The 13,959-nt window shown below is 36.3% G+C and carries 10 protein-coding genes; 8 read left to right on the plus strand and 2 right to left on the minus strand.

All coding sequences use genetic code 11. The annotated features are described in order from the left end of the window. Positions 1 to 34: 34 nt before the first annotated feature. Together EV695_RS06375 and EV695_RS06380 are read right to left on the minus strand one after the other, a co-directional pair. Complete coding sequence (locus EV695_RS06375) at positions 35 to 4,969, minus strand: RHS repeat-associated core domain-containing protein (RefSeq protein WP_131905123.1); 4,935 nt, start codon at positions 4,967 to 4,969, stop codon at positions 35 to 37. Continuing rightward, positions 4,966 to 6,084 carry a TadE/TadG family type IV pilus assembly protein gene (locus EV695_RS06380; RefSeq protein WP_131905124.1) on the minus strand — a complete coding sequence of 373 codons (1,119 nt, stop codon included), beginning with the start codon at positions 6,082 to 6,084 and terminating at the stop codon, positions 4,966 to 4,968. The genes EV695_RS06375 and EV695_RS06380 overlap by 4 nt, the downstream gene beginning before the upstream one ends. Before the next feature lie 606 nt (positions 6,085 to 6,690). Here EV695_RS06380 and EV695_RS06385 point away from each other — a divergent pair. From EV695_RS06385 to cpaB, 8 genes are all read left to right on the plus strand, one after another. Then, entirely contained in the window at positions 6,691 to 7,497 is an 807-nt protein-coding gene (locus EV695_RS06385; protein ID WP_165874637.1) for a lytic transglycosylase domain-containing protein, read from the plus strand. 32 nt (positions 7,498 to 7,529) lie between these two features. After that, entirely contained in the window at positions 7,530 to 9,044 is a 1,515-nt protein-coding gene (lnt, locus tag EV695_RS06390; protein ID WP_131905126.1) for an apolipoprotein N-acyltransferase, read from the plus strand. 203 nt (positions 9,045 to 9,247) lie between these two features. Further along, entirely contained in the window at positions 9,248 to 9,541 is a 294-nt protein-coding gene (locus tag EV695_RS06395; RefSeq protein WP_207906992.1) for a Flp family type IVb pilin, read from the plus strand. A 95-nt stretch (positions 9,542 to 9,636) separates the two neighbouring features. Continuing rightward, positions 9,637 to 11,136: a Tad domain-containing protein gene (locus EV695_RS06400; protein WP_131905127.1), complete on the plus strand. Its 1,500-nt coding sequence runs from the start codon at positions 9,637 to 9,639 to the stop codon at positions 11,134 to 11,136. Next, a complete protein-coding gene (locus EV695_RS06405) occupies positions 11,137 to 12,006 on the plus strand; it encodes a hypothetical protein (RefSeq protein WP_131905128.1) in 870 nt (289 codons plus the stop codon). A gap of 12 nt (positions 12,007 to 12,018) precedes the next feature. After that, on the plus strand, positions 12,019 to 12,732 hold the full coding sequence (locus tag EV695_RS06410) for a hypothetical protein (protein WP_131905129.1): 714 nt from the start codon (positions 12,019 to 12,021) through the stop codon (positions 12,730 to 12,732). A gap of 50 nt (positions 12,733 to 12,782) precedes the next feature. Next, positions 12,783 to 12,932: a hypothetical protein gene (locus EV695_RS20130; RefSeq protein ID WP_165874638.1), complete on the plus strand. Its 150-nt coding sequence runs from the start codon at positions 12,783 to 12,785 to the stop codon at positions 12,930 to 12,932. Positions 12,933 to 12,955: 23 nt separating this feature from the next. After that, positions 12,956 to 13,945 (plus strand): Flp pilus assembly protein CpaB, encoded by a 990-nt coding sequence (gene cpaB / locus EV695_RS06415; RefSeq protein ID WP_131905130.1) that lies wholly within the window; start codon positions 12,956 to 12,958, stop codon positions 13,943 to 13,945. Positions 13,946 to 13,959: the final 14 nt, after the last annotated feature.

The raw sequence follows: 13,959 nt of genomic DNA on the forward strand, positions 1-13,959 counted from the left end.
TATACAAATAAATGGTGTTTAAGAAACAATTTTCTTATGGTGACCATTCTGTGTTGGTAACTGTTGCGCCTTGATCACCTACTCGAGTGACTTCTTTAAAGATAATTGTACCATTATCTGTAGCAACGTCTGTACCCCCAGTTTGTTGAGTTTGAACACCAGTAACTTCTGCTTTTACAGTTTTTAATGTGCCATCTTCTAATGCGTTCTTGATAGCTAGTTGATCTGCTTGAGGCAACCCTGAAGTTGCAAGACGATCATCTATCCATTTACTTGAAAGTTGGGTATCACCATCAACCGTCTGATTTAATGAACCAGTACTTCCTCCAGTTGAAGCTTTTGTTTCTACAATTACATATTCGTAAGTACCATCACTCTTTTGTCTTTTGAATATTCCATCGATACCATTTTGACCTTGATACCCAGGAAGGTCATCATCAACTGTACCGCTACTTTTTTGTGTGTTTCCTAATGGAGTCCAGCCTGCGTCCTCCATAGCTTGTGTAGTTCGCTTTTCACCTACTAAGCCTGTCACAAATCTGCTGACATCAGATGCATCAAGTTTAACTTCAACTTTCTTTCCATCCTCAAAAATATACTTTTTACCGCTGTTTTCATAAACTTGGTGACCTCGATATTCGGTGCCATTTAGTTTCGTATATATTCCTTCATTTGGTCCCCGTATATTATTGCCTAACGTGGAATAACCAGATGGTCTATTTGTGATAGGTGTATTTGGAAGATTCCTTATATCAGAGACTGAAACATTATTATTTGTTGCAGCTTTAGATATCCGTCTAGAACCTCCGGATATAATATCGATTGCAGACTCGGCAAATTGTGATGTGGCATTACCAAAGCTAATACCTAAATTACATAATTCAGTCCGAGTAGATGCTCTTGCTATACCGACTCCAGTCTTGATAATGCTATAAAGAAAATTTACACCGCTAGAGCCAAAGTTCCACCATCCCCATCCAAGAAGTACAGCATCTACAACTAAATTTAATCCTGGTACAGCTTGTAAAACAGCTATTCCAGCCATCATTGTAACCATGATGGCTATATTTTCAGGCTTTAACATATCGAGTAGCGCTTGTTTAACATTGCCAACAGCTTGTTCAAGAGCAACGTTCAATACGAAAGTTAATTTATCTGTGTATTCTGCAGTAGCTATTGGTTTATCAACGCCATCAAGTGTAATGGTGGTTTCATCAGGGGCTAAGCCTAAGATATCACTTGAAAATAGCGGGTTGTTACTAACATAAGCATATGTGTTTATACCACCCTTGAGCCCAATAGGATCGCTGGTAATATATCTACCAGTCTCAGGGTTATAATCCCTTAAATAGTTATAATGCGTCCTTGTCTCTTGATCTTCATATTGCCCCGGAAACCTAAGATTTAGTGAGATTGTTCCTACGACAACTTCTGCTTTACCAAAAGGCGTATAATCCGCTTTCCAGACAGTCTGTTTTTTATCATTACTGGCAACTCTCGGTGTTCCCAGATGATCACTATGGATCGCATAAAGCTGTTTGTTTTCAAGTTTGGCAACCGGTTGATGCTTAAGGTAAATATATTGATTAAATGACACCCCCCCACTTATAGGCTCTTTTTCTGTAATTTCAGCGGTTAAGGTATGGCCGTCATACAAGAAGTAAGTAACGGTTTTCTGACTGCCCGAATAGCTAACCTTTTTAATTCGCTCGCCGAAGGTATTGTATTGGTATTCGGCTATTAGCTCTTTATTTGATTTGCTATTTTTAAAGACTTTAATGGGGCGCTGGTTTGCATTGTATTCATAGCTAAAACCGTTAGTTTTTTCAGGGCTGCCACTTTTATTGTATTGGTAGGCTTTAGTTATGTTGCCTGATTCTTGGGAGTAGGATAGTAAACGATTACCTTCTCCATTTTCTGGGTATTGATAGCTTTCAGATGTAAAAGTGCTCTGTATATCCTGATGCGCTTTCGCCGTTCGATTACCTACCTTGTCATAGTCATAATGATACTGACCTGTAAGTGTATCGGCTAATGTGAGTCGACCTTGATCGTATTCAAAGCTTTGTAGAGTGCCATTTTCATCAATGCCCGTAATATTGCCATTCTGGTCATAGGTATACTTAAGTTTTAAAGTATCTGCGATTTGAATATTCTGTAACTGCCCATCTTCTCTAAAGGTGTATTCGGTTTTAAGCCCATTGTATGAAAGGTAGCCACTCTTACTGTCGGTTTTATCATTGTCAATTTCGGCAATGATACTTTCTTGTTTTATCCCTAATAGAGATTCACGGGTAATCGCTTTAAGTTGGCCTGTTTGTTTATTATTCGTGTTGTTTACATCGCCTTCGGCGTAATAGTGATAGCGCAGGGTTTGACCATCAGGTAGGTGCTTTTTGTGCAGTTTATCTTGTTCGTTGTATTCGTATCCGGTGGTGAATGTGTGTGTGTCTATTTCACGCGTATGCGCTATGAGTTGACCTTCGTTATTGTATTGGAAAGATTCGGTGGTACTAGGGTTAGTAGTGCTAGCGAGTTTGCCTGTTTTTGAGTCGTAATCAAAGGTAGTGATTTCAATCTCGCCATTGTTGCTTGTGCTTACTTTTTTGACCAGTTGATTCGCTGCATTCCACTGATAAGTGGTGATGTTGTTTTCAGGGTCAGTACGTTTAATACGATTGCCCGATGCATCATACGCATAGATATTAGTGCCTGTATCAGGACTGATGTGCTGAACAGTTCTACCAAAGTCATCTTTGATGGTTTGGGTTTTGTTGTCTCTGGCATCAGTAAGGGCAGTGTTTTGTCCTTTGTTGTCGTAGTTAAACTGGGTGACGACTTCGCCGGGTTGTGTTAGGCCGAGAAGTTGACCGAGGCCGTTATAGCTTAATTCAACCGCTTGATCATCCTTTTCTACTTTAACTAACTGACCTTTCTCATCATATTGGTAGTCTGTTTCTGTCTCACCATCAAGATTTTGTGTTTGGGTTTTATCTAACCTGCCTTGTGCATCGTAAAGGTAGCTTATGGTATTGAGCACCTTACCACTTGCGCCCATCAATTGTGTCTGTGTAGGACGACTTTCACTGTCGTGAAGCTGTTGAATTTTTCTGCCTTTGTTATCATTTAACGTATTCAGGCGACCCGCTTCGTCGTAGGCCATTCTGATTACTTCACCATCGGCAGAGGTGATTTGGGTTAAGCGTCCTTCGATATCATAGCTATATTGAACGCTACGGTTGCGTTGTTTGATGTCAGTGGGTTGGCCCTGAGCGTTATAACTGATGTGTAGGGGGCTTTGTTCGCCTTTCTGTATCTGTGTTGGGTGGCCGCTGATATCATAGGAAAGTACTTTGATGGATTGCCCATTAGCCTGAGTTAGGCTTTGCAAACGATTTTGTTGATCATAAGCAAGTTGAATTAAATCCTGTACATCATCTCTTGGGCCATCAATGGTTGATAGATTGCCATTGGTGTAATCGAGTTTTGTTCTACGCTCAATTGGGTCAAAACTGCCATCAGTAGTTGGGCTAAAACCTTTTTCTGTGAGTGTCGCCGGTTGTTGGTCATCGTTATAAGTTATAGCAGTTATGTGTTCTCCATCAGGATTCACGCTAGGTCTTGCTATTAGGGTAGGGTGAGGTAAATTACCATTGTATTCATAGCGTACAACTAATCGATTTGATGATTCTTTAGCTGCTGTAGGCACCCCCCCACTTTGAGGGCTTTTTTGTTTGATAGATGATATGCGGCCTTGTTTATCGTAATTGTATTGTAAAACGTTGCCAGTTTTTGTATCTATTATAGATTCTATTTGATAGTCATTATTGTAGATATAGTTTTTATTCGGAGCAGGGCAAGTTGCACATCCTGGACCTTCACTGCTCAATAACAGACGCTGACTTATGGTTTCATAATAACGCCAGGTGTAAGTGCTTTTTTGTTCTAAAGAATTAGTAACTATGGTTGTGCCGATGTCACCCATTTGCTCAGGAATTTTGTATTCAAGTGTGACTTTTTCTGCGCCATCTGCATGAGTTGAAAGATTTGCTCGGCCCTCATCGGTATATCCCCAGGTTGCAAAGCGAATGCCAGATCTGTTGGTTATACCGGTTAAGTGATTGGGAAAGCCTATATTCTCATAATGGTAAATACGTTTGGTATTATCCGGGTAGGTTACGGAGCTAAGATTATGTTCATCATCATAGCTATAGTTTATGACTTTTCCGTCGGGCAGAGTGACTGATTCTAAGTGTCCCGGGAGCTTAACGTTATTGTTTGTATTTTGCTCAAAGTTGCCTAGTGCAGTGTTGCCTTTTGAGTAAGAAAATAGAAGACTTCTGCCATTATTGTCTGTTACTTTTGAGAGGTGTCCATCAGGAATATTTTCATATTCTAACGTAAAAGAACGATTGCCTGGATAGGTGATTTCAACGGGGCGGGAACCAAGAAAGAAAATACTTCGCCCATCGTTTAATGACCATAATATTTTATTGCCTATAGCACTTATGACACCATCCTGGGGTGAAGTTGCTCTAAACTGTTTGGTATTGACGCTATCAAGAGTAAAGATGATCCTACGACCATCACTTTGATTGATCTGAATTTTATTTTGCTTAGGATTAGTGACAAGTTTTATGTCAAAAGAATGGCGCCAACCAAACCCTAACCCAGTATCGGTTTCGATATTAAGTGAGTTGTAGTGTCGTTTAAATAAGAGCGATGCAACACCACCAGCAGCTTCGTAATCTATTTCTTGCTGATATTTATTACCTGTAATAACACTAATAGGATTGCCCACAGATGAGTTAGGGTTGGCAGATTGTTGAGTGCTTCCTGGTATTGGTGAACTGTTTGCCCCTGAGCAATTACTGTCACCGCCATCGTTCCCACCACCGTCACAGGCGTTTGCATTGAAGGTTAGTGATAATAGAGCAAAGAGTGTTACTAAAACATGAATTAGTTTCATAGTGAACTTGTTGACGTTGGAATGGGAGTAAAGTTTGGGATATCAATTTCGCATATACACGATGCGCCAGTAGAGGGATCGCAGACTTCAACGCAAAGACCTATTGGGCTTGTGCTGCAGTCATAGCATGTGCCCGTATTTGCGTCACAATAATCCTGGCCATTTGTTCCACAACTAGAAACAGTAGGGTCACAAGTTGAAGGTCCCGATGGTGTTATTGTGTATGGGTCGTCATAAACGACGGATTCATCAATCGCACTATCTGGCAGTGGATTAACTGTTGGATTGATAATGCTATCGATTTCATTGTCTGTTAATAGGTTTCCTCCGCTTTCTCCTGCAAAAACAGGGCTTTGCATTCTTGCAATGGCATGAGATCGAATAGCTATATAGTAGCCCCTACTTTTACCAAATACAGTATTTGTTAGGGAGGTTGATGTGTTATTTTGTGATAATTTGTTACATTGTTTTTGTTCTTGGCTGCCACTAAACCTCAGGACCGAGTTATAAAATAATCTGTCTAGACCAGGAACCGAAAGCTTTTGGCACCAATAGGTTTTTATTTTCAAAAGGTTAGCATCCTGTATTCCAATATTCCTATTTACTCCTCCAATTGACACATTTTTTTCGGTAGGATCTCTCCACTTCAAATTATCATTTGGAATTACGTAGTTTTTTTCCTGAGTACTTCCCACTACATTAACTTTTAGTTCTACTTTGAATACGTCATAAATCTCTTTTGAGGGGCTAATTACGGTTAATGCTTTTTGGTTGTTGCCAGTGTCCATAAACGTTTGAATTAATCTAGCGCAATTATAGCCCGCAGCAATTATTGTACCTTGACCAACACCAGGGCATTTCTTTTTAGATGCGTATAAAGGAGCCATACCTTCAGCAAAAGCAGTTTTAATTGAATCTAGATCAGCATTGTTAAGTGTACCTTTTCTTACAGCTTCTGCTGATGCCAGGTTTAAAGTATTTTTAGCTTTATAGATGAAGGTCATTTCGACCATGCCAAAAATTATAATAAAAAATATAGGCAAAATATAAAGAGCTTCAGCTAAGGTTGCTCCAGATTGATATTTAGTGTGACTATTTTTAATAGTTGCGCGCATGATTTAATATTACGTAATAGTAAAAAAATTTGATAGGGGTGATTTAAATATTTATTACACAATAAATGTGATAAATAAAGTGAATCTTGTATTAAATGTATTTCTATAGTGATAATAAGTTATATGATGTTATTTTTAAAAAGAAATTTATGTAATAAAATGTTTTTCTTTTTAAGGCGTTAGTTTAGAGGCAGTATTTATGGATATGACATTAGCGGGTCAAATAGTTGGTCGTATTTTATTATCATATTTTGTTGTTTTAGTTATTATGTTTTTGGTTTCTAATTTTAATTTGAAAAGGGCTTTTTATCATACGCACCGCTGGTATGGTTTTATTGCTCTCGTTTTTATTTTCTTAGTAGGTATATCCTCGCACTTTTATAACTAATGGACTAATCTGAGGAGATGTTGAGTTTTTATCATCTTAGTCTTTTTATAAGAAATTTCATTATTCCGTGGTGAATAGTCCTATTAACTTGATTCTTATTTATTCATTTATTTATATTTAGACTTTTTACATATTACTTATTGATGCAATAGGTTAGGTTTTCTTTATTCGTGTATATTTATCTTTCTTTTTTTATATTTATTCTGTTCTCGTTTAAAGTGAATGGTTATGAATTAATTACTTCAAAAAGTGTAACTCAAGAAACGTCTACTAAAAAAGTAATAATTGGTGCGCGCAATTTTCAGAAGAAAAAAAATCTGAGACGCAAGTATGCCAATTTAAGTTCTTGTCATAAAAATAATACATATGATGCGTTTATTAATGAAACTGGATATTTGTATGGAGTTGATCCGTATTTTATAAAGGCGATTATTGCTTCCGAGAGCTGTTTTAAAGTTGATGCAGTTTCACATAAGGGTGCAGAAGGTTTAATGCAATTAATGCCATTTACGGCCAGAAGATTCGGAGTAATTGATAGCTTTAATGCAAAACAGAATATTGTTGGCGGGGTGAAATATTTAAAATTTTTACAAAACCGTTTTAAGTATAAGTATGAATTAATAGCCGCTTCTTATAATGCAGGTGAAGGAGCCGTTGATAAATATCGAGGTATTCCACCCTATAAGGAAACAGTCAATTATGTCAGAAAGGTAATGAGTATTTATAATCAAAAAAATACTTTTAAAAAGGAAGGAAAAGATTCTCTAATTGGAATACCAAACAATATACCTAACTCATGCCATACAAATTTTAATAAAAAGCGTTACACATATGTTGAAGTGAATGGAACCACTGTTCGTGGTTTTTTTAATGGCTCAAATTCTGACAATTTATTGAAAGTTTCTAGAAAAACTGGGATACCGCTTAAGGTTATAAAACGTTTAAATAAGAAAAATACCGAAGTTCAACAACAAGGTCTGCTGGGTAAAACAAAGATTTTACTTTGGCACTGCGATATTAAATGAATTTAACTTACTTGTTTTTTATGTAGAGCAAAATGCAGATATCTTACATTAGGTTAAAAGCAGAAAACTCAAATGTTATTTACCCCCTCATACTAGGTGGTATATCAGCGTTGTCATTTATTGTTTCGTTTCCTGTACTTTTTATCTTGAGTAATGTTTTATTGATTGTGTTTTTGCAGAATAAAACTTTTAAACATGCAGATATAGTAGGTCTATCTTATGGTTTGTCGTACTACTTTGTGGGTTTGTATTGGTTTTTTGTAGTTGATAATAGTTACGAGGCAACTAGTCATATAGTTCTACTGGGGTTTGAGGTGCTTGCTATATTTTTGTTAAGTTTACCTTTTGCTGTTCTTTGTCTTTTCTTAACGCTTTATTCAAGAAAAAAGAGAAATTCGATAATCTGGTTTGTGGCAATTGTGGCACCCGCATTTACTTTAGTAGAGTGGGTTAAAACTTGGTATTTTTCGGGTTTTCCATGGTTTCAAGCCTCTCACGTTTTTTCAGGTACTTTTTTTCGTGGCTGGTATGCCATATTTGGAGAGTTAGGTGTAAGTTTTATTATTTATTTAGTAGCGTCACTTTTAGCCTTTGCTTTTATAAATATAAAGAATTCGAAAACTAATTTGTTAGTATTAAAGGTATTAACTATTTTGTTGCTCTCTACTTTTTTTGTTAATACCTTGGTCTATACCAAACAATATAAAGAACCAGTGGTTATTCAGGTTTTCAGTGATGGGTTAGGTTCAACTATAAATAATCAACTGGATGAGAGGGTGAAGTCTTCCAAGAACTTCCAGGATTTGGTTTTATCAGAAGATGCATTAGATTTATCTATTTGGCCTGAATCATCTACGGGCATAGGAAGTTATGCTGATTTGAATGAATCTCTAAATGACGGATTTAAACAAATAGATGAAAAAAGCACCGAAGTTCTATTCGGTAGTTATGGCAGAGTTGGGGCTCAACATAAAAACTCTATATTCTTGGGTAGTACCCAAAAAGAAGTTTATACAAAACAACATTTAGTTCCGGTTGGCGAATATATTCCTACTTGGTTTTCAATTTTAGATTTATGGATACCAGGATCTTTTCAAAGTTCCACCGTTAGTGATTCTTCTTTAGGGGGTAGCATAAAAGCAAAAGGTTTAACTATAACGCCAATGATATGTTATGAGGTTATGTTTGGAAATGAGTTAAGAAAAAAGGCTGTTAATTCAAATTTGCTGGTTAATGTTGGGAACCTTGGGGCGCTTAAGCCTCTGTGGGTTAAAAAATATTTTTTGAATTTAGCAAAAATACGTTCTTTTGAACTGCAAACCCCAATTGCTATTTCAAATAGTTTTGGTTTCGCGGGCTTTATATCTAAAAAAGGGGAATTAGACACTTTTTTATCAAATTATAGAAAAGGTAAAATTAAAGAAATAAAAGTCGTCACCGGTAACACACCTTATTCAAAATATGGTTCGGTTATTATTTTGTTAGTTTGTTTTGCACTTTTGTGTATAGGTATTTTGATTTTTAGTAACCTCTTTAAAACTGTATAAGTCATTACTTCTGTTATTATAACTGTATGTTTTTTACACACATTTTTACCATTTATATTAAATTTGTATGACCTAATTTCATAAAACAGAATATAACTTTACTTTTTAGATAGTATTTTGCTATAAAGACAATTAATGATTTGCTCGTCTCAAGGGTGCCTCATTTTAGGGATAGTTTTTTAATATAATGTAAGGAGTTTTCAATGAAAAATGCAGTAAATATGAACATGAAAAAGCAACAATTAGGTCAGGGTATGACTGAGTATATTGTTATTGTTGCGCTTATCGCAGTTGCAGCAATCGGTGCATACGGTTACTTTGGTAAAACAGTTCAACATCAGGTTGCTAACTTGGCTGCGGAAGTATCTGGTGATCATGGTGCTGCAAGTACTTCTGCTGCTGCTGCTAAAACTACTGCGGGTAAAGCAGAAGAGAAAGCCAAGCAAGCTGTTGATATGGGTACTTTTGGAGCAAATACGAGTACTGGCGGAGAGTAAACGACTTTATATTTTGTCGTTTTCTTAGATAGCAAAATGCATATAGTTTATAGAAGCTATATGCATTTCTTAAAATTATTGAGTGTTTTTTATTAATGTTCTTATTTTTAGTTAAGAGATTTTATTTCTGTTTCAGAAACAAAATCCTCAATACTTATATACTTTCAAAGAGTGTAAAGTATAAACAGAGGGGTTATGCAACGGTTCTGACTTTAGTCATGTTCTCTGTTTTAGGATTATCTCTCTTAGCTATGTTTAATAGTGGTCAAGTAGTAACTCATAAATTAAAGTTACAAAATGCAGTTGATGCCGCTTCCTATAGTACGGCAGTAGTCGTGTCTAGAGAATTAAATTTCATGGCGTATACAAACCGTGCCATGATTGTAAATCAAGTGGCGATTGGTCAAATGGTGGGTCTTGTTTCATGGCAAAAAATGCTAATAGAAGCCACTGAAAATCTAAGCGACGTCGCTGACCTCGTTTCTTGGATTCCAATTATTGGGCAGGTTATCCAAGGCTATTTTAATGCTTTTGAAATTGCTGTATCGGTATCAGAGCCGATTATCGAAGGAATGAGCACGCTTCTTGTTTACGAAGCTAATGCTGTTATCCGGGCTTTATCTCAGGCTCAGTTCCTTTTGCATAACGCCACAAAAGGTTTAATTCAAAGTACTTTTCATGATGTGTTAAAAGATAATGATCCCGATGCAGTGATGAGTGCGATAGGGAATGCTAATTTATTATCTTTCGGCTTTCAAGATGTTGAAGCTTTTGCAAAAAGAACAGAAGAAGCTAATACAGGGACTTCTGACTTAGGGCGATATGATGATTTTGCATCTGTTGTAAAAGAGTCCGGCGATGATTTTATGAAGGGAAGAAGCTATGAATGGATTCATCCCCCTGCTATACCGTTATTCTTTGAAGCATGGATTGACAAAAAAGGTGGGAATGAGTTTGATCGTAAAACTCAAAACGGGAAATATGTTTGGGAGTGGAGTGCTATGGATACGGTTAGTCTTTGGACCAGAACTTTTAGCTGGGATCCTAAGGACTTTGGCTGGCAGTCTCCAGAAGAAACCCTTCCTATAGGATGGGGCGCAGCACATACTTCTAATCAATCAGGTAATTATTCAAGTTATAATTCAAATAGTAAATGGGATAATGCTAGAGAAAATTCTATGTCAGCCGGGTTTGCAGTAAATGAATATGGGGATAATAAATTAGGTGGTACTAGTGGTCTTCAGCGTTTCTTCTATTTGGGGGATGATAATCAGAATCCTATACCACCATCATTTATTGCAGTTGCTGCCAAAGATGCAGGAAGTGTAAGAACATGGAAGGAGATTGTTGAAAGTAATGGTGGGCAAGTAGGCCCAAGATTTGATATTGAAGAAAAAGGTACTTTGAAATCGAGTAAAATGTACTCTATTTCTAAAGCTGAGCCATATTATTCAAGATCGTATGATTTGGATGCTTTTAGAAGGGAAGATCTTCAAGAAGAGTTTGGCAACTTATTTAATCCGTATTGGCAAGCTAGATTGGTTGCCATTAGTCCAGCGGAAAGGACTCAGATTCTTTTGACGATACCTAATTAAATGTTAAGAAGAAATCAAAATGGTGCTGTTTGGGTTGAGTTTCTCGTTGCAGCAAGTACTGTTCTGTTAAGCATGTTTTTCTTAATTCCGATGCTTGGTAAGTATATGGATATTCGACATTCTACAGAGAGTGCAGCCAGATATTCTGCTTGGGAAAGAACAGTATGGCACGGAAGTGTTGGTGAATATGATAGCTCTAATACACAGCAGAAACTATCATCCCATATAGAAAATGAATCAAACCATAGAGTATTGGGGAATGGGAATACTTTAATTTATGGCGAACAAAAAAATGATTCAGATCAACAAAATATGAACGTGGATTCCATGCATTATTTTAATAATCATAATACTGAACAGTACGAAGAGTTATTAAAAACCAAGAGTAATACTGCGGATACATCAAAACAATACTTTTCATTGATTGAAAATCAAACTGAAGCGCCAGGTTTTAGTGCAATAGATACAATCTTTGGTCTCTATGGATGGATGATGGATGGTGGGTTCTCATCTTTAGAAGATAAAGGTTATTACACGGAAACCGTCAGTACTTCTGCCAAAACCCCAACTTGGATGGGTGAGTCTCAATATATTGAAAATTCAACACCTTTTGTAAATGATGTAATGTCTTTTACTGCATCAAATTCTATCCTTGTTGATGGCTGGGGTGCTGGTGGTAGCGATGATAATATTGAAAGAGTTAGAGATATGAAGGCCAAGTTTCAAGAAGATAGTTTAGACTTTGTTGTGGAAGCGATGAAGTTTCCTTATATTTTCTTTAGACCGTTTGTAGAAGAGCTTTGGGACATCGATGTTGATAAAATAGATGATGAGTTGTTATTAGATGAAACCCATCTAGGACAGTATTAGCGTATGGTGAGAATGACAAAAACAATCTTATGCATCTTTCTGTCTTCATTATTAATCAATGGTGTTATTGCAAAAGAAATCCCAGATATTAAATTTCCCAGTTTTATGAAGGTGAGTGAAGTTGCAGGAAAGGTAAATCTTGGTAAGCTTGATGTCAAAACGTATGTCTTTAGATCCTCTAAGGGTAATAAAGAAATATTAGCTTATTTCAATGAATTATGGGATGGAAAAGTCAAATCGGTAAAAACTTCAGAGTGGATATATCATTCTTACTTTGATGGAGAATTCTTGTATTCTATACAGTTACAGACAAAGGGCGAGGGCGGAACCTTTTTCTCTAGTGCTTCATCATATAATGGGATTATAGGAATTAGTCAGCCAGGCGCTGTAACAAATAATTCAAAAAGAATAAATATAGAAAAAATTTATCCCATAGCTCCTGGTACTAAAGTTTTAACTGATTTGTCATCTATAGATTTAGGTAATAAAAGTAGAACTACCGTTTTAGATAGTCCTGGAAGTGTAATGAGTAATTTAATTCACTACAAACGTCATTTTGAACTAAATGAATGGAGTGAGGTGCTTAATAAAATGTCTCTTGGAATGGCTAAACAGCTTGGAGGGTCTAGCTTGGTGATGACAAAAGGGGTTGATGAACTTGCTATAAGTTTTATTCCTAGTGATGGTAATAGAACAAAAATAGTATCTGTTTTGGTAGAGAAATGAGTTTAAAGAAAATAAATAGAACTATAAAAAATCAGATAAAAGGGGCCTCAATGATTGAATATATAGTAGGTTTATCTGCTTTGGTTGTAGCTTTATCTGTGGTTCCTGTTTCTAATGGTCTATCTGCGATAGAACTACTTGAGTTGGCACTAAAAGAAGAGTCCTCTGGTTATTCTAATTCAATTTCTAGTCCTCGATAATTTAATAAGTTTTAGGTAAAAAAGTGAAAAAAAAATCCAATATCTGGTTGATGTTATTCATTGCTGTAGTTTTAGGTGGGGCCACGTTTTATTTAACCCAAACTTATTTAAAAAATAAAGAAAAAGAGTTACAAAACTCTTATCAGCCGGAGAAAGCTGAAACTAAAAGAATTATTGTTGCAATAGGTGATATTAAAAAAGGTGATATTCTGAAGGGACCAATGGTTGCACCGGTAGATTATCCTTCGCAATTTGTAAGTGAAGGAGCTATCTCTCCTGGTGATGCAGCAAGTTATTTTGGTCAAATTTCAAATGTGCCTTTAAAACGTGGTCAAATAATCTATGCTTCAAATTTAGGGGGAGATGCTGTTGACCGTTTTTCAGAACTTTTGAAAGATGGAGGAACAGCGGTTACTTTAGAAGTAGATGCTAAAAAAAGTAATTCACATATGCTTATCCCGGGTGATTTCGTCGACATTTTAGTATTAGCTGAGAAGTCTAAAATTGATCCTTTATCAACAAAAGATTTGTCTAAAGGTTTGAGTACGGACAAAAATAAAATGCTGGTACCTTTGTTATCAAAAATTAAAGTTCTTTCTGTTGATAGAAATCCTTTAGCTAGTGAAGATGAAAAATATCGTATTCCGATAGATAAAGAGGGGCGTATTCCTACTTATAGTTATGTAACGGTAGGTGTTCCAATTAATGACGCTACTAAATTAGCGTTAGCCCAAGATTTAGGGGACATTGTTTTCTTCTTAAGAAATTCCGAAGATATGCGTAAAGTAAAAGTTAAAACCCTTGACGGACTTTTTGCTGTTTATAGCGATAAGAATGATTCACAAGATAGTTATGAATATTATTCAGCAAAAAGTAGGTTAGTACTGACGCCCACATCAAAGTCTGATGATAATAAAAATTACAAGGCAAAAGATTCTGTAGATTCACCAAAACTGATGTTTGAAAATACTTACCCTAGAATAATAGAGCCAGCGAGTACACAAGCTAACTAAAGTTAGACATTTAA

This window comes from Cocleimonas flava (assembly GCF_004339015.1).
In the GTDB taxonomy this organism is placed as follows: Bacteria; Pseudomonadota; Gammaproteobacteria; order Thiotrichales; family Thiotrichaceae; genus Cocleimonas; species Cocleimonas flava.